General features: G+C 44.1%; 20 protein-coding genes. All 20 read left to right on the forward strand.

Features of this window, described 5'->3' with window-relative positions; all coding sequences use genetic code 11:
• The first annotated feature begins 2 nt into the window (after window positions 1-2).
• The 20 genes from smc (at window position 3) to xerC (ending at window position 22,830) form a co-directional block, all read left to right on the forward strand.
• Entirely contained in the window at window positions 3-3,569 is a 3,567-nt protein-coding gene (gene smc, locus A6K76_RS06720) for a chromosome segregation protein SMC (protein WP_066463366.1), read from the forward strand.
• A 13-nt stretch (window positions 3,570-3,582) separates the two neighbouring features.
• Window positions 3,583-4,815: a signal recognition particle-docking protein FtsY gene (ftsY, locus tag A6K76_RS06725; protein WP_066463367.1), complete on the forward strand. Its 1,233-nt coding sequence runs from the start codon at window positions 3,583-3,585 to the stop codon at window positions 4,813-4,815.
• 266 nt (window positions 4,816-5,081) lie between these two features.
• Window positions 5,082-5,417, forward strand: coding sequence for a putative DNA-binding protein (locus tag A6K76_RS06730; RefSeq protein WP_066463368.1), 336 nt, complete (start codon window positions 5,082-5,084; stop codon window positions 5,415-5,417).
• Between the two features lie 13 nt (window positions 5,418-5,430).
• Window positions 5,431-6,789, forward strand: coding sequence for a signal recognition particle protein (gene ffh, locus A6K76_RS06735; RefSeq protein WP_066463369.1), 1,359 nt, complete (start codon window positions 5,431-5,433; stop codon window positions 6,787-6,789).
• 93 nt (window positions 6,790-6,882) lie between these two features.
• Window positions 6,883-7,155, forward strand: a complete 273-nt coding sequence (gene rpsP / locus A6K76_RS06740; RefSeq protein WP_066463371.1) for a 30S ribosomal protein S16 — start codon at window positions 6,883-6,885, stop codon at window positions 7,153-7,155.
• A gap of 15 nt (window positions 7,156-7,170) precedes the next feature.
• Window positions 7,171-7,404, forward strand: coding sequence for a KH domain-containing protein (locus A6K76_RS06745; RefSeq protein WP_066463373.1), 234 nt, complete (start codon window positions 7,171-7,173; stop codon window positions 7,402-7,404).
• A gap of 502 nt (window positions 7,405-7,906) precedes the next feature.
• A complete protein-coding gene (gene rimM, locus A6K76_RS06750; protein WP_066463374.1) occupies window positions 7,907-8,422 on the forward strand; it encodes a ribosome maturation factor RimM in 516 nt (171 codons plus the stop codon).
• The gene (gene trmD / locus A6K76_RS06755) at window positions 8,422-9,147 is read left to right on the forward strand and encodes a tRNA (guanosine(37)-N1)-methyltransferase TrmD (RefSeq protein WP_066463378.1); all 726 of its coding nucleotides are present in this window, start codon (window positions 8,422-8,424) and stop codon (window positions 9,145-9,147) included. Before rimM ends, trmD begins: the two co-directional genes overlap by 1 nt.
• A gap of 565 nt (window positions 9,148-9,712) precedes the next feature.
• Window positions 9,713-10,057 (forward strand): 50S ribosomal protein L19, encoded by a 345-nt coding sequence (gene rplS / locus A6K76_RS06760; RefSeq protein WP_066463380.1) that lies wholly within the window; start codon window positions 9,713-9,715, stop codon window positions 10,055-10,057.
• A 132-nt stretch (window positions 10,058-10,189) separates the two neighbouring features.
• The gene (lepB, locus tag A6K76_RS06765; RefSeq protein WP_066463383.1) at window positions 10,190-10,750 is read left to right on the forward strand and encodes a signal peptidase I; all 561 of its coding nucleotides are present in this window, start codon (window positions 10,190-10,192) and stop codon (window positions 10,748-10,750) included.
• Window positions 10,751-10,806: 56 nt separating this feature from the next.
• On the forward strand, window positions 10,807-11,742 hold the full coding sequence (gene ylqF, locus A6K76_RS06770) for a ribosome biogenesis GTPase YlqF (protein ID WP_066463385.1): 936 nt from the start codon (window positions 10,807-10,809) through the stop codon (window positions 11,740-11,742).
• A gap of 141 nt (window positions 11,743-11,883) precedes the next feature.
• Complete coding sequence (locus A6K76_RS06775; protein ID WP_066463386.1) at window positions 11,884-12,645, forward strand: ribonuclease HII; 762 nt, start codon at window positions 11,884-11,886, stop codon at window positions 12,643-12,645.
• 12 nt (window positions 12,646-12,657) lie between these two features.
• Window positions 12,658-14,481, forward strand: a complete 1,824-nt coding sequence (locus A6K76_RS06780) for a hypothetical protein (RefSeq protein ID WP_066463387.1) — start codon at window positions 12,658-12,660, stop codon at window positions 14,479-14,481.
• Window positions 14,478-14,771 carry an EscU/YscU/HrcU family type III secretion system export apparatus switch protein gene (locus tag A6K76_RS06785; RefSeq protein ID WP_066463388.1) on the forward strand — a complete coding sequence of 98 codons (294 nt, stop codon included), beginning with the start codon at window positions 14,478-14,480 and terminating at the stop codon, window positions 14,769-14,771. Before A6K76_RS06780 ends, A6K76_RS06785 begins: the two co-directional genes overlap by 4 nt.
• Window positions 14,772-14,990: 219 nt before the next feature.
• Window positions 14,991-16,169 carry an ADP-forming succinate--CoA ligase subunit beta gene (sucC, locus tag A6K76_RS06790; RefSeq protein ID WP_066463390.1) on the forward strand — a complete coding sequence of 393 codons (1,179 nt, stop codon included), beginning with the start codon at window positions 14,991-14,993 and terminating at the stop codon, window positions 16,167-16,169.
• Entirely contained in the window at window positions 16,166-17,068 is a 903-nt protein-coding gene (gene sucD, locus A6K76_RS06795; RefSeq protein WP_066463392.1) for a succinate--CoA ligase subunit alpha, read from the forward strand. The genes sucC and sucD overlap by 4 nt, the downstream gene beginning before the upstream one ends.
• Before the next feature lie 118 nt (window positions 17,069-17,186).
• Window positions 17,187-18,062: a DNA-processing protein DprA gene (gene dprA / locus A6K76_RS06800; RefSeq protein ID WP_066463394.1), complete on the forward strand. Its 876-nt coding sequence runs from the start codon at window positions 17,187-17,189 to the stop codon at window positions 18,060-18,062.
• A 234-nt stretch (window positions 18,063-18,296) separates the two neighbouring features.
• A complete protein-coding gene (gene topA / locus A6K76_RS06805; RefSeq protein WP_066463397.1) occupies window positions 18,297-20,375 on the forward strand; it encodes a type I DNA topoisomerase in 2,079 nt (692 codons plus the stop codon).
• Between the two features lie 21 nt (window positions 20,376-20,396).
• Window positions 20,397-21,710 carry an FADH(2)-oxidizing methylenetetrahydrofolate--tRNA-(uracil(54)-C(5))-methyltransferase TrmFO gene (gene trmFO, locus A6K76_RS06810; RefSeq protein WP_066463399.1) on the forward strand — a complete coding sequence of 438 codons (1,314 nt, stop codon included), beginning with the start codon at window positions 20,397-20,399 and terminating at the stop codon, window positions 21,708-21,710.
• Between the two features lie 220 nt (window positions 21,711-21,930).
• A complete protein-coding gene (gene xerC / locus A6K76_RS06815) occupies window positions 21,931-22,830 on the forward strand; it encodes a tyrosine recombinase XerC (RefSeq protein WP_066463401.1) in 900 nt (299 codons plus the stop codon).
• Window positions 22,831-22,842: the final 12 nt, after the last annotated feature.

Below are 22,842 nucleotides of genomic sequence, written 5' to 3' on the forward strand. Positions count from 1 at the left end.
GCATGTTCCTGAAGCGACTAGAAGTAGTAGGATTTAAATCGTTTGCTGAGCGTATTGGTATCGATTTCGTTCCAGGCGTTACGGCCGTCGTTGGTCCAAATGGCTCAGGGAAAAGTAACGTCATCGATGCGGTGCGCTGGGTGTTAGGTGAGCAATCAGCGAAGTCGCTTCGTGGTGCGAAAATGGAAGATGTCATTTTCGCCGGCAGTGACTCGCGCAAGGCGTTAAACTTTGCAGAAGTAACGTTAGTGTTAGACAACACGGACGAGCGACTGCAATATCCGTACACAGAAGTAAGTGTGACACGTCGCGTGTATCGCTCAGGAGATAGCGAATATTTATTGAACAAGCAAAGCTGTCGCCTAAAGGATATTACCGATTTATTTATGGATTCTGGACTTGGGAAAGAAGCGTTTTCGATTATTTCACAAGGGCGTGTCGATGAAATTTTAAATAGCCGCGCGCAAGATCGTCGCTCGATTTTTGAAGAGGCTGCAGGCGTATTGAAATATAAGCTACGCAAAAAAAAGGCAGAGCATAAACTTGTCGAGACGGATGAAAATTTAAACCGTGTGCTCGATATTTTACATGAGCTTGACCGTCGTTTAGAGCCGCTTCATATGCAAGCATCAGCTGCACAAGATTATTTACAAATGACCGAGGAAATGCGAGATTACGACATCGCATTACTTGTGCACAATTTACAAATGTATACGCAGGAACTGCAAAACTCGGCGGTTGAATTAAGTCGTTTACAGCAGCAGGAGCAGCAATACGTGGCGCAAATTGCGACGGAGCAGCAGCACGTGCAGCAGCTTCGTCAGCAACTAACGGCGCTAGATGGCAAGCTAGATGCCGCGCAAAACGATTTAATTGAAGCGAGTACGGAAGTGGAACGCTCAGAAGGTCGCCGTGCGCTGTATACGCAGCAATCGGAAAACCGCGAGCAGCAGCGCGAAAAGCTAACAGCAGCATTAGCAGAAGCAACAGCGGACGTCGAACAGCTACAGCAGCGAAAAGATGAGCTACAGCAAAGCTATGCGGCAAAAAAAGAAGATGTGGAGCAGCTAAAGGCAGAGGTGAAAAAGCTTGAGCAATTATTAACAAGCTCAGCTAGCGAAATTGCCGCTCATATTGAAGAACAAAAGTCGTTATATATCGAGCGCTTAAACGAGCAGGCGACGGTGAAAAATGAGTTGAAGCACATTCACCAACAGCTAGAGCAGCAGCATGAGATGAACTCACGTGTGACGACACAAACGTCGCAAATGCACGAGGAGCTTGCACAGCTTGCACAGCAAGAGGCGGCATTACAAAAGCAAGTGAACGATGATGACGAGGCGCTGCGCATGCAAATTGCACAATATAGCGAGCTGCAAGCGGCGTTTAACGCGCTCGTACAAAAGCTAGAACAAAAGGAAGCGCTGCTATATGACGCGTACCGCATGGAGCAGCAGCAAACGGCGCGCAAAGAATCATTAGAGGCGCTTGAAGCGGATTTTTCAGGCTTTTATCAAGGTGTTAAGGAAGTGCTTGTCGCGCGTGATAAGCAGGCGCTACGAGGTATTGAAGGTGCAGTAGCAGAGCTCATTCAAGTGCCAACTGAATATACGAAGGCGATTGAAACAGCGCTCGGTGCGGCGGCACAGCATATCGTTACGACCGATGAGCAAGCAGCACAGCAAGCGATTGCGTATTTAAAGCAAAAGCGTGCCGGGCGTGCGACGTTTTTACCGAAAACGGTTATGCGCTCGCGTAAATTACAACGTGCCGCGATCGCACATGTGCTCGAGCACCCTGCATTTATCGCGTGCGCAGATGAACTATTAACGGCATCAGGTGACAATCAATCGATCATTGAAAACTTGCTCGGTAATGTCATCGTCGCAAAGCATTTAGAAGGGGCTACAGCGATTGCACGAGGCTGTCAATACAAATACCGCGTCGTAACACTTGACGGCGATATCGTCAACGCAGGCGGCTCGTTAACAGGTGGTGCGGCGAAAGTGCAAAATTCAGTATTTTCACGTCGCGCAGAGCTTGACGAATTAACGGCGAGCTTACAGCAAATGAGTGCGAAAATGACGAAGGCGGAGCAAAGTATTGCGGCTGATAAAGCGAGTGTTGCCGAGCAGCGTAACGCGTTAGATGCAGCGAAAATACGCAGCGAGGAAATGCGTGCTGTGCAGCTAGAGCGAGCGGCAAAACTGCGTGAAATTCAATCGCTACATCGCCAGCTAAAAACGCGTCTATCGCTTACAACGTCTGAAAATAGCGATTTGCAAACGCGCAGAGAGTCATTGTTAGTTGCAAAGGAGCAAGCGGAAATGCGTGCTGTGCAATTAGAGCAGGAACTACAGCAGCTAAACGCGGCGATCGAGCAAATGACGACGGCGAAGGAACAAAACGACGAGGAAAAAGACGTCGTGCGCGAGCAGTTTGCGACAAAGCGCGCTCAGCTTGCCGTAGCGGAGGAGCAGCGTACGCAAACGCAAGTAGCAACAGCGGACGTTGAAGTGACGCTCATGAAGGCACAGGAGCGCATTGCGTCAGTTACGCAGGAGCTTGAGTGGCTTCAAAACGACGAGGCGCAAGAGGACGTATCATTAGATGAGCTAACGGCACAAGTCGAGCGCTGGCTGCAAACACGTCAGCAATTAACGGACGCATTGGCCGCGTTAAAAGAGCAGCGATTACAGCAGCAGCAAAGCTTAACGGACGTTGAAGCGGCATTGCAGCAAAGCGAGGCGACGCATAAGCAAGTCGTCGAGCAGTTACATCAGTTAGACATGCAGCGCAATCGTACGGAGTTATTACGAAATCGCGAAAACGAGCAGCTAGAAGAGCAATACGAGTTAACGCTAGAGCAGGCGATTGAGCAAGTGCGCGAAATTGACGACTTAGATTACGCGCGTCGCAAGGTGAAGCTGCTGAAGCAATCGATCGAGGAGCTCGGTCCAGTCAACGTCAGTGCGATTGAGGAGTTCCGCGAAGTGTCGGCGCGTCATGCATTTTTAACGGAGCAGCGCAACGACTTAATCGAGGCGCAAAACACGTTGCACGATGCGATTCGTGAAATGGACGAGGAAATGACGCAGCGCTTTAAAACGACATTTGAATCGATTCGCTCGCATTTCAAACTTGTCTTCCGCGAGCTGTTTGGCGGCGGTCAGGCAGATTTAGTGTTAACGGACGCTGACAACTTGCTTGAAACCGGCATTGAAATTGTCGCGCAGCCACCAGGGAAAAAGCTGCAAAACTTAAGCCTTTTATCGGGCGGTGAGCGCGCATTAACGGCAATCGGCTTACTGTTTGCCATTTTAAAAACGCGTCCAGTACCGTTTTGTATTTTGGATGAGGTGGAAGCGGCACTCGACGATTCAAACGTCGTGCGCTACAGCCAATATTTAAAGAAATTTAGCGAGCATACACAATTTATCGTCATTACCCATCGTAAAGGCACGATGGAAGGGGCGGACGTGCTATACGGCATTACGATGCAAGAATCGGGCGTATCGAAGCTTGTATCGGTAAAGCTTGAAGAGGACGCACCAGTAACGATGCAATAAAGGAGATTAAACGATGAGCTTTTTTAAACGATTAAAGGCGAAGCTAACAGGAGACGCCGTAGAAGAAAAAGAAGTAAACGACGCGCCGTTACAAGACGCAGCACAAGACGATGCTGATGACAAAGACGAGCGCATTGAACAAACTGTAGAAGAAGCTGCACCAACAGTTGTCGAAACAGAAGAAGTTAAAAAACAAGATGAAGTAGTAGTCGTTGAGGAGACCGCGCTTGACATCATCGAGCCGCAGCAAGACGAAGAAAAAGAAGAGAAAAAACCTTCTGCTTGGTCGATAACACAAAAGTTCAAAGCCGGCTTAGCGAAAACGCGAGACTCGTTCACATCAAAAGTAAATGATTTAGTCGCACGTTACCGCAAAGTGGACGAAGATTTCTTCGAGGAGCTAGAAGAGTTATTATTACAAGCGGACGTTGGTATCGACACAGTAGACGAGCTAATGGATAAATTACGCTATGAAGTGAAGCGCAAAAATATTAAAGATACGAACGGCATTCAAGCGGTCATTGCCGAGAAACTTGTTGAAATTTATGAGCGCGGCGAGGACGATTTAATCGAACTAAACTTACAGCCTAAAGGTGAGTTAACGGTTATTTTATTCGTCGGTGTAAACGGTGTAGGGAAGACGACGACAATCGGTAAGCTTGCGCGTCGCCTGCAATTAGAAGGTCGCTCAGTTATGCTCGCAGCGGGCGATACGTTCCGTGCTGGTGCAATCGACCAATTACAAGTATGGGGAGACCGCGTTGGCGCTGAAGTCATAAAGCAGTCAGAAGGATCAGACCCAGCAGCTGTAATGTTTGATGCGATTCAAGCGGCGAAAAAGCGCGGTGTGGACGTATTAATTTGCGACACAGCAGGACGCCTACAAAACAAAGTAAACTTAATGAACGAGCTTGAAAAAGTAAAGCGTGTTATCTCGCGTGAAATTCCAGATGCACCGCATGAAGTGTTATTAGCACTAGACGCAACAACTGGACAAAACGCGTTAATGCAAGCGAAAATTTTTAAAGAAGTAACGGATGTATCGGGTATCGTATTAACGAAACTTGACGGCACAGCAAAAGGCGGGATCGTGCTTGCGATTCGCCATCAGCTAAGCATCCCAGTGAAATTCGTCGGGCTTGGTGAGCAAATGGACGACCTACAGCCATTTGATGCAGAACGCTACGTGTACGGCTTATTTGCAGAAGGCTTAGAAAAAGAATTAGAGGAGGCAGACGAGGAATAATCGCTGCTTAATCAAAGGCTAGAGGACGATTTTCATCTCCTCTAGCCTTTTTTCGTAATTAGTGAGAGCAAAGTGGTGAGACTTCTTAACGAACAGCTCGTGCTTTATGACAAACATTGTGTTCGCCGCAAAGCCTCAAGAAAGCGAGCTATATAGAGCGAATACAAATGGCGACAATCCTTGTTGTATAAAGGGGATTCCCTTGACAGAATGGGCTTTTACGCTATAATTAATGAAAGACAAACTATGATAGGGAGAGGTTTACAATGTTGCTTGAAAAAACAACTCGCATGAACTTTCTCTTTGACTTTTATCAAGCGCTACTAACTGATAAACAACGCAGTTACATGGAGCTATATTACTTAGATGACCATTCGTTAGGCGAAATTGCGGAATCGTATGCAATATCGCGCCAGGCTGTGTATGATAACATTCGTCGAACAGAGGCAATGCTTGAAGAGTACGAAAATAAATTATGTTTACTTGAAAAATTCCAGCAGCGTAAACTAGCAATTGAAGCGTTAACGGAGGGCATTCAAAACGGTACGCTCTCACCGAATGAGCAAATTCAAATGCTGAGCAAGCTGCAAGAGTGGGATTAGGGGGAGACTTATTATGGCATTCGAAGGTTTAGCTGAACGCCTTCAAGGGACGATCCAAAAGATTAAAGGTAAAGGGAAAGTATCGGAACAAGACGTAAAAGAAATGATGCGTGAAGTTCGCCGTGCCTTAATCGAAGCGGACGTTAACTTAAAAGTAGTAAAGGAATTTGTTGCTCGTGTGAGTGAACGTGCTGTCGGTTCAGACGTCATGAAATCATTAACACCAGGTCAGCAAGTTATTAAAATTGTACAAGAAGAGCTACAAGCATTAATGGGCGGCGAGCAAAGCCCGATTAAATTTAATACGAAGCCACCAACTGTTATTATGATGGTCGGCTTACAAGGTGCTGGTAAAACGACGACGACAGGGAAACTTGCGAACGTTTTACGTAAAAAATACAATCGTAAGCCATTGCTAGTTGCGGCCGATGTTTATCGTCCAGCAGCGATTCAACAGCTTGAAACGATTGGCAAACAGCTATCGTTACCGGTGTTCTCGCTAGGCAATGAAGTATCGCCGGTTGAAATTGCGCGTCAGGCGATCGAGCACGCAAAGGAAGAGCATTTGGATGTCGTTATTATCGATACAGCAGGTCGTTTGCATATCGATGAGGAGCTAATGCAGGAGCTAAAAGACATTCGTGGCATTAAAGAGCCTGACGAAGTATTTTTAGTTGTTGACTCCATGACTGGTCAAGATGCGGTGAACGTTGCACAAAATTTCGATGAAGCGGTCGGCATTACAGGCGTCGTGTTAACGAAATTAGACGGTGATACGCGTGGTGGTGCGGCATTATCGATCCGCGCTGTAACGGAAAAGCCAATTAAATTCGTCGGTATGGGCGAGAAAATGGACGCGTTAGAGCCATTCCATCCAGAACGTATGGCAAGCCGTATTTTAGGGATGGGTGACGTCTTATCGCTCATCGAAAAAGCGCAAGCTGAAGTCGATATGGACAAAGCAAAAGAGCTAGAAGAGAAGTTTATGACGCAAACATTTACGTTTGATGACTTCATCGAGCAGCTCCAAGCGGTGAAAAAAATGGGTCCTTTAGATGAAATTTTAAAGATGATTCCAGGTGCTAGCAAAATTAAAGGGCTCGATAATGCAAAGGTAGATGAGAAGCAAATGGCGCACATTGAAGCGATCATTTATTCGATGACACCGGCGGAAAAAACGAACCCTGAAATTATTAATGCGAGCCGCAAAAAGCGCATCGCTAAAGGGTCGGGCACATCAATTCAAGAAATTAATCGACTGTTAAAGCAGTTCGATGACATGAAGAAAATGATGAAGCAAATGACGACGATGACGCAAGGTAAAGGGAAGAAAAAGATGAAACTACCTGGTTTAGATTCTCTTTTTAAATAAATTTATAAGGTGTTAAGAAAAAACACTTTACAAACATCAGAAACATTGATAATATACTATCTTGTGTGAAACTTATTCGGAGGTGCTAGAAAAATGGCAGTTAAAATTCGCTTAAAACGTATGGGAGCTAAAAAATCTCCTTTCTATCGTATCGTAGTTGCAGACGCGCGTTCACCACGTGACGGTCGTCAAATCGAAACAGTAGGTACTTACAATCCACTTACAGTTCCAGCTACAGTTCAAATCGATGAAGAGAAAGCTCTTAAATGGTTAACAAATGGTGCAAAACCATCTGACACTGTACGTAACCTGTTCTCAGATCAAGGTATCATGGAAAAATTCCATAACTCAAAATTCAGTAAATAATTTTGGAGGTGTGCTATGGAGCAGCTGATTAAAGCAATTGTTACACCGTTAGTCGATTATCCAGATGATGTCCGTATTGAGACGGACGAGCAATCAAATCGCATTGTTTACAAGCTTTTTGTCCATGCAAATGATCGTGGGAAAGTAATTGGTAAACACGGGAGAGTTGCAAAAGCAATTCGTACAGTTGTTTACTCAGCGGCAAATAGTTACCAACAAAAAAAGACGTATGTCGATATATTGGATTGAAAGAATGGCATCCGAAGCTTTCGGGTGCCTCTTTTTTGTTTAGCTAGCTTCGTCATAACGGTCGCTTTATGCGGCTCGCTTTCCTGGGGCGTGGCTTGAGCCTCCTCGCCATTCGTACCTCATGGCTGTGGGGTCTCAAGTTTCACGCTTATCCCCAAGGAGTCTCGCCGCGAAGCTCCGACATGACGTTACTGCTTGCTCCAAAAAAGAAGTGCTATTAACAAATTTTATGAAGAAGAATGAGTCGATATGTGCGTATTGTGGTTAGGGTAAAATCAAATTGCTCGTAACGGAAGAGGCGGACTCCAGCGGGAACAGCTCGCGTCTCAAGACCCCACAGACGCGACATCGGAGCGTCGAGGAGGCTTGAGCCGAGCCCGCGGAAAGCCTGCCTCGAAAGTGAAGAGCAACTGAAATAGCACGATCCACACCACGCTTGTTTTGCGTAACGTCGGCGCATTCGCTATAATGAAACGAGATTATATATAGAGGTGAACGAAGCATGGAATGGTTTAACGTAGGACGTATCGTCAACACGCACGGAATTCGTGGGGAGTTACGCATTATTTCAACAACAGATTTTGAAGAGGAGCGCTTTGCAATTGGCTCAAAGCTTGCGGCATTTAAAAAGGATGACAAAAAGCCAACATGGATTACGATTGGCTCAGCACGCCGTCATAAAAACTTTATTTTAGTAACGTTCGAAGGAATGGAAAACATTAACCTTGTTGAGCCGTTTAAAGAAGGAATGCTCAAAATTTCAAGCGACCAGCTAGCAGACGATGAGCTTGGCGACAACGAGTACTACCACTTCGAAATTAAAGATTGTGAAGTGTTCTCAGAAGAAGGCGAACTGATCGGTGTTGTGACAGACATTTTAGCGACAGGTGCAAACGACGTATGGGAAGTAACAGCTGGCAAGAAAAAGCATTACATTCCGTACATTGAGGACGTTGTAAAAGACATTAACGTAGAAGAAAAGAAAATTACGATTCATGTGATGGAAGGATTACTATAATGCATATTGAAGTATTTAGTTTATTCCCTAGCATGTTTGACGGTGTATTAAATGCCTCGATGATGAAAAAGGCGCAGGAAAAAGGGGCGTTCACATTTAACGTTACCGATTTTCGCGCGTATTCAGAAAACAAGCATTCGCAAGTAGATGACTATCCGTACGGTGGTGGTGCAGGCATGGTGTTAAAACCAGAGCCGTTATTTAACGCAGTAGAGAGTTTACAGACGACAGGCAAGCCGCCACGCGTTATTTTAATGTGTCCACAAGGCGAGCGCTTCACGCAAAAGAAGGCAGAGGAGCTTGCACAAGAAGAGAACTTAGTGTTTTTATGCGGGCATTATGAAGGCTATGACGAGCGCATTCGAGAACATCTCGTAACGGATGAAATTTCAATTGGCGACTTTGTGTTAACGGGCGGTGAGCTTGCGGCGATGACTGTTATTGATAGCGTCGTGCGCCTGTTGCCGAACGTGTTAGGACAAGCGGACTCGCACATTCAAGACTCGTTTTCAACGGGCTTACTCGAGCACCCTCATTACACGCGCCCAGCGGATTTCCGAGGCATGAAAGTACCAGACATTTTATTGTCAGGTAACCATGCTAAAATTGCACAGTGGCGCGAGGAGCAATCGTTAAAGCGTACGTTTGAGCGACGACCAGACTTATTCGAGCATATCGAGCTAACCGATAAACAAAAAGCATATATCGAGACGTTGAAGAAATAATCAGTTTCATGTCTGTTGATACGCTATATATATAGACGGTGAATGTATTTTAGCATTTTGTTCGTCGGCTCTCCACATCGAGGCAGGCTTTCCGCGGGCGTGGCTCGAGCCTGTAGTCTCTCGCTCACGCTTTTCCCGCAGGAGTCCGCCTCTTGTTTCGAGCCTCGTTCACATTCTAAATTTCAATCACCTTGTATATAGATTGAATTTTTGGATCTAATATGAGGAAAGCATCGTTCTGACGTGTAGGCAGCGCCCGCGAAAATCGTCCGCCGAAACAAAAGAACGGTTACCTTCCTAAGTTCATTGTATAGATCTTCATACAGCTGATTTGCTTGTTTTTAAACGTAAAGTCGAGATCAAAGCTGAATTGTGATGGCAGAGCGCGTGCAGCGAGCCCCGCATGCACTGTAAAGTAAAATTCCTTGTATGTTGGAGCGAATTTTAGTTGCAAGCAAAATTTCTTTATGGTATTATTCAATTTGTGCTTATAAGCATATGAATTACGATGTTCCGCTGTGCGCATTTATTCGTGTAAGAGCATTGGTAAAAGGAGAGAAATATAATGTCAAACATTATTACTGAAATCACTAAAGAACAACTTCGTACTGATGTACCTTCATTCCGTCCTGGTGACACTGTTCGCGTACACGTTAAAGTTGTAGAGGGTACTCGTGAGCGTATCCAATTATTCGAAGGCGTTGTAATTAAACGTCGTGGCGGCGGCATCAGCGAAACTTTCACAGTTCGTAAAATTTCTTCTGGTGTTGGTGTTGAGCGTACTTTCCCAGTACACACACCAAAGATCGCTAAATTAGAAGTATTACGTAAAGGTAAAGTACGTCGTGCTAAACTTTACTACCTACGTAACTTACGTGGTAAAGCTGCTCGTATTAAAGAAATTCGTTAATTATGAGTTAAAAAAGAAAGGAGTTTGTGTTTATCCACAAGCTCCTTTTTTTTGCGACGAAAAGGCGTTCTAACTTGTCAACGAACTAGCGAATACTCTAAAATGAAGAGGAGCTAAAGGGAGGCGTAATGTTTGGAAACAGCAAAAAAAGAAAAAAATGAATTGTGGGAATGGACGAAGGCGTTGCTTATTGCATTTGCGGTAGCGGCGGTCATTCGATTTTTCTTATTTACACCAATTGTTGTAGATGGTGAATCAATGATGCCAACATTGGAAAATGGCGACCGTATGATTGTAAGTAAAATTGGTTATATGATTGGTGAGCCAGATCGCTTTGATATTGTCGTATTCCATGCACCGGAAGGAAAAGATTATATTAAACGTGTCATCGGCTTACCAGGAGACCATATTGAGTATAAAGATGACCAATTATATATTAATGGTGAAGCGTACGACGAGCCTTATTTAGACGAGAAAAAAGCAGACTTACCAGAAGGCACATTAACAGAAGACTTTACGTTAGAAGAGCGAACAGGTGTAACTGAAATTCCAGAAGATTACGTATTTGTGATGGGTGATAACCGTCGCTACAGTAAAGATAGCCGTCATATCGGACTTGTGCATCAAGACGAGATTATCGGCAGCACAAGCTTAATTTTCTGGCCGTTAAACGAAATAGAAATGGTAGATTAACAGCTGCGAGGGGTGCATGACACGCCCTCGCATCTGTTTGTTATGGAGGTAATAATATGACAATTCAATGGTTCCCGGGGCATATGGCAAAAGCCCGACGCCAAGTAACAGAGCAATTAAAATTAGTAGACATTATTTTTGAGCTAGTCGATGCGAGACTACCTTTATCATCACGTAACCCGATGATTGATGAAGTAATTAATCAAAAGCCACGCCTCGTCATTTTAAATAAAATGGACATGGCAGACGAGATAGAAACACGTCGATGGGTACAATACTTTGATGAGCGCGGCATAAAAGCAGTAGCGCTGAATTCGTTTGAAGGAAAAGGCTTAACGTCTGTCACGAAAGCAGCACAGGAAATTTTAAAAGAAAAATGGGATCGCATGAAATCAAAGGGTATGAAGCCACGTGCAATGCGTGCGATGATCGTCGGCATTCCGAATGTAGGGAAATCAACGCTCATTAACCGTTTAGCGAAGAAAAACTTAGCGAAAACAGGTAATACGCCAGGTGTTACGAAGGCGCAGCAATGGATTAAAGTTGGCAAAGAAATCGAGCTGCTCGATACACCAGGTATTTTATGGCCGAAGTTTGAAGATCAACAAATTGGTTACAAGCTTGCGGTAACAGGTGCAATTAAAGACTCGATTACGAACATGGAAGACTTAGCAGTATACGCGCTTCGCTTTTTAGAGGAGCGTTACCCAGATCGTTTACAAGAGCGCTACGGCATCGAAAAAGTAGACGAAGATTTAGTCGTAACATTTGATGCGATCGGTCAAAAGCGTCGCGTATTCGGACAAGGTGGCGAAATTGATTATGATCAAGTTGCACTGCTTATTATCCGTGATTTACGCGGGGAGCATTTAGGTCGCTTAACGTTTGACCGTGTGGAGGATGCGATTGCAGAGGAAGCACGTCAGCAGGCGATTAAAGAAGAAGATGCGGCGCGCCGTTTACAAAATGCGGCACGTAAAAAGAGCGAATAATGATAACGAGAGTGTGCAATCCGTCGATTAGACGGAGCACACTCTTTTTTTGTGTAAACGGGTAGCACCGCTTGTCGCAAAGTTTTTGGTATAATGAACAAATAATCGTGACCGATATAAGCAGTAGAAAAGAGGAGCAGTATGACATCTATTAAAGAAATAACAGCAAAGCTAAAGGAAGTAACGACGCTTGAGCCGTGGATTGAAGCACTCGCAGCAGACGAGCGTGCAGGCGTACAAAAGGCGTTAGCTACGTTTCATAACCGCCTTCAAAAACAGCAGCAGCAGCTCGATGCACATATGGAAAAAGTTGCGTTTGACGAAAGCTATTTACAAGGTGGCACGTACGTTGCAGGTGTGGACGAGGCAGGGCGTGGACCACTCGCAGGACCTGTCGTAACAGCTGCGGCTATTTTACCGCTTCATTGCGACGCGCTTATTGGCATTAATGATTCAAAGCAACTGTCAAAGGAGAAGCGCGCTGCATATGCCGCCATCATTAAAGAGCATGCGATTTGTTATAGCGTGCATTTCCAGTCCGTTGAAGCGATTGATACGCTAAACATTTACGAGGCGACGCGCCAATCGATGAAAGCAGCAGTTGAAACGCTCGATGTGAAACCAGACGCCGTGCTTGCCGATGCGATGACGCTCGATATTCCACACCGTCAAGCGAACATTATTAAAGGTGACGCGCTTAGCTTATCGATTGCGGCGGCGTCCATTTTAGCAAAAACAGCGCGTGACGATTACATGGACGCGTTACATGAGCAGTTCCCGCAGTACGGCTTTTGCAACCACGCAGGCTACGGCACGAAGGAACATTTAGCAGCCATTGACGCACATGGCATTACGATTCATCACCGCCGAAGCTTTGAGCCGATTAAATCACTTGTGAAATAAGGAGGGATTTTTATGTCGATGTCTTTTCAACCAATTCAGTCGCAAACGGTGCAACCAACTGCATCTCAGCCGATGACGTTGCGTGATGGACAAATGTTTCACGGTACAATTAAACAGCTTTACCCGAACCAAACAGCCGAAGTGCAAGTCGGCAATCAAAAAATAATCGCAAAGCTAGAGGCACCGTTAAAGCAAGGGGACACACACGTCTTCCAAGTGACGCAAACGCAGCCACAAACGGAGCTAAAAGTCGTGACAAACGCCGGTACGCAGCAGCAACAAATGCAGCAAATACTCCAGTCGATGAATTTGCCGAAAACAGTTGAGCTGCAGCAAGTGTTACAGCAGTTTATGAAAGCGCAGCTGCCGATTTCAAAGGAACAGCTACTGCAGGCGGAAAGCTTTTTAAAGTCGCTTCCAGCAAACGTCAGCGTGAAGGAAGCGTTAACGGCAATGACGAAAATGTTAGAAGGAAAAATGCCGTTTACGCAGCAAGTATTCCAGGCGATGACGCAAGGGGCAAAGACGACCGGTATGGTGAATACGTTGCAAAATTTGGAGCAAGCAATACTGCGCGATGCATCGGTTACACCGCAGACGCGCGAAAACGTCTTAACACAGCTGCAATCGATTGCGAAGCCGTTTAGTGAGCAAGCAGGTGGTGTGTACGTAGGAAAGCTTGTCGAGCAGCTGCAATCAGGCAATGCGGCGCAAAAGCAAGAAGCGCTCACGTTATTAAAGCAAGCAGCCGTCTTGCCACAGCAGGCGACGACGACAAATTGGCAGCAAAATGGACAGACGCCGAGCTTAGCACCGACAGCGAACGCAGGGCAAGTTGTACAGGCGCTTCAGCAGGCGACACCGCAGCAGTTGCAACAGCAATTGCCGCAGCTAAAGCAATGGGTAGATCAGCAGACTGCGCTTACTGCACCGCAAAAAGAAGCGCTGCAGCAAATGATTTCGCGCTTTGAGCAGCTGCCAAAAACAGCACAAACAGCTGCTATTTTCGCGAAGCAATTTGACGCGCAGCTCGTCCAATCGTTTTCTCAAAATGCGCAAACACAACTATTTGCACAATCTGGTCAATTAACAGCACGCGAGCAGCTCGCTACGCTCATTCAGCAGCAACCATCACCGTCTACGTTCACGCAAATGGCGCAAGTTGCATCGAATCAGCCGCAAATGCAGCAGCTCGTTTTGCAAACGGAAAGCTTTGTGCAAAATAATATTGACGCGAAAGCAATTGAGCAGGCGATGCGTTCGATTATGCGCGATATGGGCATGAGTTACGAGGCGACGATGAAAAATAATGATCCGCAAGCGCTCGCTTCTCAACTAAAGCCACAGCTAATGGAGCTATTACAACAGCAAGTTTTACCGGCTACGCGTGATGCGGCAGAAACGATGCTTGCGCGCTTGAACGGCATGCAGCTTCAATCAGGCGACCAAGGGCATCAACACCAACTCGTCATGCAAGTGCCAATGCAGTTTTTAGGCAAGCAAACAGAGGCAACATTACAATGGAATGGGCGCATGCAAGAAGATGGTAAAATTGATGCGGACTACGCAAGAATTTTATTTTATTTAGACATGACGTCGATCGAGCAAACGATGATTGATATGCAAGTGCAAAATCGCATCGTCACAGTGAATGTTTTTAACGACAATGAAGTGCTTCAAACGCTTGCAAAGCCGCTAACGATCGCGTTGAAGGAAGGCTTGGCTGCTCATGACTACCAATTGTCTGGAGTGTTCGTTAAGCCGTTTGAAGTGAAGCAAGTAAAGGCGCCAAAAGTGGAGGAGCGTCCGACGACAGGAGTGGATTTCCGCATATGAATGAGGAGCAGCGTTACGTACGAAAACAAGCAGTTGCACTAAAATATGACCCGTCTGTTTCGTCAGGCCCAATTGTAGCAGCAAAGGGAAAAGGGAAAATTGCAGAAGAAATTTTATTAAAAGCTACTGAGGCAAATGTACCAATTTACGAAGATAAAGGTCTCGTGGAAATTCTCGGACAGCTTGATATGAACACGGCGATACCAGAGGAACTATATCAAGCTGTAGCGGAAGTTTTTGCATTTATCTATCGTTTAGACCAACAGCATAACTTAATTAGACCGAAATAACCTTTAGTTATGATGTTTTTTTACTATAATATGCAACGATGAAACCAAAGATTCTAAAAATTAAAGTAAGATGATAATGACAAAGTGCTAATACGAGAGAAAAAAGATTTTTTGAAGAAAAAAAGGACTTTTAAGAAGTAATATAGACATTGTAAGAATTTTTGGTTAAAATAATGTTGTAACAACATTTCGATTATTGTTTGAATGGGAGGATGGATCATGAATATTCATGAGTATCAGGGGAAAGAAGTTCTACGCCAGTACGGTGTAGCAGTTCCAAACGGGTTTGTTGCTTTTTCACCAGATGAGGCAGTGAAAGTAGCAAAAGAGTTAAACTCGGCGATCACAGTTGTGAAAGCACAAATTCACGCAGGTGGTCGAGGTAAAGCTGGCGGCGTAAAAATCGCTAAAAACCTTGACGACGTACGTACATACGCGAAAGAGCTTTTAGGTAAAGTTCTAGTAACGCACCAAACGGGTCCAGAAGGTAAAGAAGTTAAACGCATTTACATCGAAGAAGGTTGCCCAAACATTGCAAAAGAATACTATATCAGTTTAGTAGTTGACCGTGCGACATCTCGCGTAACGGTAATGGGGTCTGCTGAAGGTGGTATGGATATTGAAGAAGTGGCAGCAGCAACGCCTGAAAAGATCTTCACAGAAGTAGTAGATCCAGTTTTAGGTTTAACAGCGTTCCAAGCACGTCGTTTAGCATTCAATATTGAAATTCCATCAAAGCTAGTAAACCAAGCAGCAAAATTATTATTAGGCTTATACGATGCCTTTATCGATAAAGACGCGTCAATGCTTGAAATTAACCCGTTAGTAGTAACAGGTGACGATCAAGTGTTAGCATTAGATGCAAAATTTAACTTCGATTCAAACGCGTTACATCGCCATGCTGATGTACGTGAATTACGCGATTTAGACGAAGAAGATCCAAAAGAAATCGAAGCATCAAAATACGACTTAAGCTACATTTCATTAGATGGTAACATCGGTTGTATGGTAAATGGTGCGGGTCTTGCGATGGCAACGATGGATACAATTAGTTACTACGGCGGCACACCCGCAAACTTCCTTGACGTTGGGGGCGGCGCGACTACAGAAAAAGTAACAGCAGCATTCAAAATCATTTTATCTGACGCAAACGTAAAAGGTATTTTCGTTAACATCTTCGGAGGTATTATGAAGTGTGACGTTATTGCTGAAGGTGTTGTACAAGCAGCACGTGAGCTTGGCTTACAAGTACCATTAGTAGTTCGTTTAGAAGGTACAAACGTAGAGCGCGGTAAAGAAATTTTAAATGGTTCTGGCTTAAACATTGTAGCGGCGAGCTCAATGGCAGACGGCGCACAAAAAATTGTGAACTTAGTAGCTGGGGAGGTTAAGGCATGAGCGTTTTCATCAATAAAGACACAAAAGTAATCGTGCAAGGAATCACAGGTGAAACTGCACGTTTCCATACAAAACAAATGGTTGAATACGGCACAAAAGTCGTAGCAGGTGTAACACCAGGTAAAGGTGGTACGGATGTAGACGGTATTCCGGTGTTCAATACAGTTGAAGAAGCTGTTAAAGCAACGGGCGCAACAGTTTCAGTAGTGTACGTACCAGCAGCATTTGCAGCAGATTCAATTTTAGAAGCAGTGGACGCAGAGCTAGACTTAACAATCTGTATTACAGAGCACATTCCAGTGTTAGACATGGTAAAAGTAAAACGTTACATGGAAGGCAAAAAGACTCGCTTAGTTGGTCCGAACTGCCCGGGTGTTATTACATCAGATGAATGTAAAATCGGTATTATGCCAGGCTACATTCACAAAAAAGGTCACGTAGGCGTTGTATCTCGTTCAGGTACGTTAACGTATGAGGCTGTACACCAATTAACTGAAGCTGGTATCGGTCAAACGACAGCAGTCGGGATCGGTGGCGACCCAGTAAACGGTACGAACTTCATCGACTGTTTAGAAGCATTCAACGAAGACCCAGAAACTTATGCAGTTGTTATGATCGGGGAAATCGGTGGTACAGCAGAAGAAGAAGCAGCTGAATGGATTAAAGCGAACATGAAAAAACCAGTTGTCGGCTTCATCGGCGGTCAAACAGCACCTCCAGGTAAACGTATGGGTCACGCTGGTGCGATTATCTCAGGCGGTAAAGGGACAGCAGCAGATAAAATTGCAGCGTTAAACGCAGCAGGTATCGAAGTTGCACCAACACCATCTGTAATCGGTGAAACATTAATTAAAGTAATTAAAGAAAAAGGCTTATACGAAGCGTGTAAAACACACTAATTCGTGCTGTTAATTTCATAGGAGAATAGCTTCGCAAAAAAACTTTTGCGAAGCTATTCTCGCATTTTTAAGCACCGTTTTATTATATAAAAATAATAAAAAAGGAGGCTTTTTCCTCGTGAACAAACAATTCCTCACATTTCATCAAATTACCCCGATGAACTACAAAAAACTTCAGCGTTATATTGAGCAAGACCCTCATTTTGAACAATTCGCTAAAATGTCGGCTAAGCAATTGAGCATGTATTTATGCTGCTCACCTGAAAAGGCGGCAATCTATCAGCAACAATTTATGAGCTACTGCCCGAAGCAAATCGCCCAATTTTATAAAGAGAAGCATATTCACGTCATTTGCTACGGAGATGAACAGTATCCACAAGCTTTGTATAATATTTACGATCCACCGCTCGTTTTATATGTGAAAGGTAAGGTGGACGCACTTCAGCGAGCTGCTGTTGCCATTATCGGCTCTCGCAAGGCAACCGATTATAGTCGTTATGCTATCGGCCAGCTTATGCCTTACTGTAAGGAGGCAAATCTCGTCATCATAAGCGGCTTAGCGAAAGGTGCAGATACGATTGCACATGAGGCGGCCATTGCTCATCAATGTCATACAGTTGCGGTACTCGGGCATGGATTTCAGTACGTTTATCCGAAAGCACATACACAACTTGCAACTTATTTGGCACAGCACCATACGCTCGTTACTGAATATCCGTATCATTATGGACCGCAAAAATGGTATTTTCCGATGCGTAACCGAATTATTAGTGGCTTAAGCGATGCGGTTGTCGTGACGGAGGCGGAACGAAAAAGCGGAACGATGAGCACGGTCGACTATGCATTAGCGCATGGCAAAGAAATTTTTGCGGTGCCAGGGAATATATTTTCGCCGCTATCGCAAGGTCCGAATGCATTAATAGCAGAAGGAGCGACGGCATTAACGCTAGAGGAAATGCCGCGCTTTTTACAACATTTTCAACAGAAAAATTGAAAAAAAGTTGCATTATATGAAAATCTGTTATACATTTTGCAACAGATATTCTTTTCAAACGACTTCACTTGGAAATTCCAATGTGGCGATGTGAAAGTCATACTGTTAGCGAAATGAACAGTGCATCAATTCGGTTTACTTTAAAATAGAAGGAACACCAATCCGCTAACAGATGAAGCATAAATAGTCGTATAACGAATTAAAAGAACCTCTCATTTTAGAAGGAGGATGTATATGGCGGATTATTTAGTAATTGTAGAATCACCTGCAAAGGCAAAAACGATTGAACGTTATTTAGGCAAAAAATATAAAGTAAAAGCATCGATTGGACATGTGCGTGATTTACCACGCTCACAAATGGGCATTAATACAGAAAATAACTACGAGCCAAAATATATTACGATTCGTGGAAAAGGGCCGGTGTTGCAAGAATTAAAGCAAGCGGCAAAAAAAGCAAAGAAAATTTATTTAGCAGCCGATCCAGACCGTGAAGGGGAAGCGATTGCATGGCATTTAGCAACTGCGTTAAACATCGATATTCATTCGGATTGCCGCGTTGTATTTAATGAAATTACGAAAGATGCCATTGTCGAGTCGTTTAAGCATCCACGTCCAATTAATATGGATTTAGTAGATGCACAGCAAGCACGTCGTATTTTAGACCGTTTAGTAGGCTACAATATTAGTCCTATACTATGGAAGAAAGTCAAAAAAGGCTTATCGGCAGGTCGTGTGCAGTCGATTGCGCTACGTTTAATTATTGAGCGTGAAGAAGAAATTAAGCGTTTCCAACCAGAGGAATATTGGACGATTGAAGGCGAGTTTGAGAAGGGCAAAAAACCGTTTAGCGCGCTATATTATGGTGATGGCGAGCAAAAAATTAAGCTGACGAATGTGGCTGAAGTACAACAAGTTCTAGATGGCATTAAAGGTAAGGCATTTGAAGTGACAAACGTTGTGCGTAAAGAACGGAAGCGTAACGCGGCACAGCCATTTACGACGTCTTCACTGCAACAAGAAGCAGCTCGTAAATTAAACTTCCGTGCGAAAAAAACGATGATGCTTGCACAGCAATTATATGAAGGTATTGATATCGGTAAAAAAGAAGGTACAGTCGGCTTAATTACGTATATGCGTACCGATTCAACACGCATTTCAGAAACAGCAAAAACAGAAGTATTATCGTTCATTGAAACGACGTACGGAAAAGAGTTTGTCGCAACAGAGCAAAAGCAAGTGAAAAAAAGCACGAATTCACAAGATGCGCATGAAGCGATTCGTCCGACGAGTACGATGCGCTCACCTGACACGCTAAAAACGGTGCTATCGCGCGATCAATTACGTTTATACCGCTTAATTTGGGAGCGATTTATCGCAAGTCAAATGGCGCCAGCTGTACTTGATACGATGACAGTCGATTTACAAAATGGCGATGTACAATTCCGCGCAAACGGTTCACAAGTGAAGTTTGCTGGTTTTATGAAAGTATACATTGAAGGGACAGATGACCAAGCCGAGGAAACGAATAAGCTGTTACCTGCAATGGAAATCGGAGACACAGTGAACTCAATTCAAATCGAGCCGAAGCAGCACTTTACACAGCCACCACCACGCTACTCAGAGGCGCGTTTAGTGAAGACGTTAGAAGAGCTAGGTATAGGTCGTCCATCTACATATGCTCCAACGCTTGATACAATTCAAAAGCGGGGGTACGTAACACTCGAGACGAAGCGCTTCGTTCCGTCAGAGCTTGGCGAAATTGTACATTGGGCAACGCTTGAGTTTTTCCCTGAAATTTTAAACATTGAGTTTACGGTGAAAATGGAGCAGGACTTAGATGAAGTTGAGGATGGGCGCAAGCAATGGGTAGAGGTCATTGATGCGTTTTACAAAGACTTCGAAAAGCGTGTCGCGTATGCTGATGCCGAGATGGAAAAAATCGTCATTAAAGATGAGCCAGCTGGTGAAGATTGTGAGCTATGTGGCTCAGCGATGGTATATAAGCTTGGACGATACGGTAAATTTATGGCGTGCTCAAATTTCCCAGATTGCCGTAACACGAAGGCTATTATGAAACAAATTGGTGTGAAATGTCCGGATTGTGCGGATGGACAAATTGTTGAGCGTAAAAGTAAAACGAAGCGATTGTTTTACGGCTGCGATCAATATCCGCAGTGCGAGTTCGTGTCATGGGATAAGCCAATTAGTAGACCTTGTCCGAAATGTAGTGCATTATTAGTAGAGAAGAAAATTAAAAAAGGTGTTCAAATCCAATGTACAAAATGTGATTACGAAGAAGCACCGACTCAATAAAAGAAAGATAGGTAAATCAATATGTCACAACAAATTGTTAACGTAATTGGTGCTGGTTTAGCAGGTAGTGAAGCAGCATGGCAAATCGCAAAGCGCGGTGTGAAAGTACGTTTATACGAAATGCGTCCGGTAAAGCAAACACCAGCGCACCATACAGATAAATTCGCGGAGCTTGTTTGTTCAAACTCGCTACGTGCAAACGGTTTAACGAATGCAGTTGGCGTTATTAAAGAGGAAATGCGCAAGCTTGATTCAGTCATTATGGCAGCAGCGGACAATTGTTCCGTGCCGGCCGGTGGTGCGTTAGCGGTTGACCGTCATGAGTTCGCCTCATACGTAACAGAAGCAGTACGTAACCACGAAAACATCGAAGTGATTAACGAGGAAGTAACAGAAATTCCAGATGGCATTACGGTTATTGCGACAGGACCATTAACGTCTGAAGCGCTAGCTGCACAAATTCAGCAGCTAACAGGTCAAGACTATTTATACTTCTATGACGCCGCAGCTCCGATTTTAGAAAAAGATTCAATCGACATGGATAAAGTGTACTTGAAATCACGCTATGACAAAGGTGAAGCAGCATACTTAAACTGCCCAATGAATAAAGAAGAGTTCGATGCATTCCGTCAAGCGTTAATTGAAGCGGAATGTGCACCGTTAAAAGAGTTCGAAAAAGAGAAATATTTCGAAGGCTGCATGCCGATTGAAGTCATGGCAGCACGCGGTGAGAAAACGATGACGTTCGGACCGATGAAGCCAGTTGGACTAGAAGACCCGAAAACAGGCAAGCGCCCGTACGCTGTTGTACAATTACGTCAAGACGACGCAGCAGGTACGTTGTATAACATCGTTGGTTTCCAAACACATTTAAAATGGGGAGAGCAAAAGCGCGTATTCTCGATGATTCCAGGTTTAGAAAATGTGGAAATCGTACGTTACGGCGTTATGCACCGCAACACGTTCATTAACTCACCGAAAGTGCTTGAAAAAACGTATCAGCTATCAGCGAATAAGCAAATTTTCTTCGCAGGTCAAATGACTGGAGTAGAAGGTTATGTGGAGTCAGCAGGTTCTGGTTTAATTGCAGGTATTAATGCAGCACGTTTAGCAGTCGGCGAAGAACCAATCATCTTCCCATTTGAAACAGCACTTGGGGCGATGGCACGTTACATTACAGAGGCGGATGCGAAAAACTTCCAGCCGATGAACGTAAACTTCGGTATTTTCCCGGATTTAGGTGAGCGCATTCGATCAAAGGCAGAGCGTGCAGAGCGTCAAGCGACACGCGCCATTGAAGCGATTGACCACTTCGTTGCAACGGCTAAGCTTTAATTTGAAACAGCCTTTAAGATTTGCTATAATCTTAAAGGCTTTTTCTTTATTTTCAGCTAGCTTGACAGAAAAGACAGTATATTCATAAAAAAATATTACAAAATAGTATTTACTACTTGTCATATGATGAAATTAAGTCTATTGTCTAATAAGTGAGCTTTTATTGGTAACGGCAATCGGCAACAAAATGAGCGATCCTTTTTTACGAATGAGGAGGAACATGATGTTAACGTTAACTGAAGCAATCGAGCGTTTTATGTATTACATTCAAGCAGAGCGTATGCTATCTATACATACTGTTCGCGAGTATCGCTATGATATAGAGCAGTTCGTCGCATTTTTACAGCGAGAGGACGTACAACATTTAGAACAAGTCACAGCTATTCATGCGCGCGCGTTTATTACAAAATTATACGAAGAACAAAAAGCGAGAACGACGATTTCGAGAAAAATTTCCTCGATTCGTTCTTTTTTTGCGTTTTTAAACAAACAATTTAATGTGGATGATACGTCGTTCAGTGCATTATTTCATCCGAAAAAAGAGCAAAAGCTACCGCAGTTTTTTTACACGGAAGAAATTGAACAAATTTTTACGGCGAATAAAGGCGATGATTTGCAATCTATTCGCAATATCGCTATGTTGGAATTATTGTACGCAACTGGTGTGCGTGTAAGTGAGCTGCTTGATTTAGAACTTTCGCAAATTGATTTTCAGTACGGCTTTATCCGTGTAATTGGTAAAGGGAAAAAAGAGCGAATCGTTCCAGTTGGTCAATATGCGCTCAATGCGTTAACCTATTATATACAGTATGCACGACCACGAATTATGAAGACGAAGCAGCATGCGCATGTGTTTGTCAATATGCGTGGTGATGCGTTAACTGCAAAAGGTGTTCGATATATTTTACAGAAGATGATGGACAAAGCAGCACTGCATTTGAAAATTTATCCGCATATGCTGCGTCATACGTTTGCGACGCATTTACTCAATAACGGCGCAGATATTCGTTCTGTTCAAGAATTGCTCGGGCATTCACAGTTGTCTACAACGCAAGTGTATACTCACGTAACGAAAGAGCATTTGAAAAAAACATATATGAATGCACATCCAAGGGCATAGAAGGAGTGGGAG

This window comes from Caryophanon latum (genome assembly GCF_001700325.1).
GTDB lineage: Bacteria > Bacillota > Bacilli > Bacillales_A > Planococcaceae > Caryophanon > Caryophanon latum.

Coding starts and splice junctions, on each gene's coding strand:
- smc (WP_066463366.1), top strand. CDS start 3: ATGTTCCTGAAGCGACTAGAAGTAGTAGGATTTAAATCGTTTGCTGAG.
- ftsY (WP_066463367.1), top strand. CDS start 3,583: ATGAGCTTTTTTAAACGATTAAAGGCGAAGCTAACAGGAGACGCCGTA.
- A6K76_RS06730 (WP_066463368.1), top strand. CDS start 5,082: ATGTTGCTTGAAAAAACAACTCGCATGAACTTTCTCTTTGACTTTTAT.
- ffh (WP_066463369.1), top strand. CDS start 5,431: ATGGCATTCGAAGGTTTAGCTGAACGCCTTCAAGGGACGATCCAAAAG.
- rpsP (WP_066463371.1), top strand. CDS start 6,883: ATGGCAGTTAAAATTCGCTTAAAACGTATGGGAGCTAAAAAATCTCCT.
- A6K76_RS06745 (WP_066463373.1), top strand. CDS start 7,171: ATGGAGCAGCTGATTAAAGCAATTGTTACACCGTTAGTCGATTATCCA.
- rimM (WP_066463374.1), top strand. CDS start 7,907: ATGGAATGGTTTAACGTAGGACGTATCGTCAACACGCACGGAATTCGT.
- trmD (WP_066463378.1), top strand. CDS start 8,422: ATGCATATTGAAGTATTTAGTTTATTCCCTAGCATGTTTGACGGTGTA.
- rplS (WP_066463380.1), top strand. CDS start 9,713: ATGTCAAACATTATTACTGAAATCACTAAAGAACAACTTCGTACTGAT.
- ylqF (WP_066463385.1), top strand. CDS start 10,807: ATGACAATTCAATGGTTCCCGGGGCATATGGCAAAAGCCCGACGCCAA.
- A6K76_RS06775 (WP_066463386.1), top strand. CDS start 11,884: ATGACATCTATTAAAGAAATAACAGCAAAGCTAAAGGAAGTAACGACG.
- A6K76_RS06780 (WP_066463387.1), top strand. CDS start 12,658: ATGTCGATGTCTTTTCAACCAATTCAGTCGCAAACGGTGCAACCAACT.
- A6K76_RS06785 (WP_066463388.1), top strand. CDS start 14,478: ATGAATGAGGAGCAGCGTTACGTACGAAAACAAGCAGTTGCACTAAAA.
- sucC (WP_066463390.1), top strand. CDS start 14,991: ATGAATATTCATGAGTATCAGGGGAAAGAAGTTCTACGCCAGTACGGT.
- sucD (WP_066463392.1), top strand. CDS start 16,166: ATGAGCGTTTTCATCAATAAAGACACAAAAGTAATCGTGCAAGGAATC.
- topA (WP_066463397.1), top strand. CDS start 18,297: ATGGCGGATTATTTAGTAATTGTAGAATCACCTGCAAAGGCAAAAACG.
- trmFO (WP_066463399.1), top strand. CDS start 20,397: ATGTCACAACAAATTGTTAACGTAATTGGTGCTGGTTTAGCAGGTAGT.
- xerC (WP_066463401.1), top strand. CDS start 21,931: ATGATGTTAACGTTAACTGAAGCAATCGAGCGTTTTATGTATTACATT.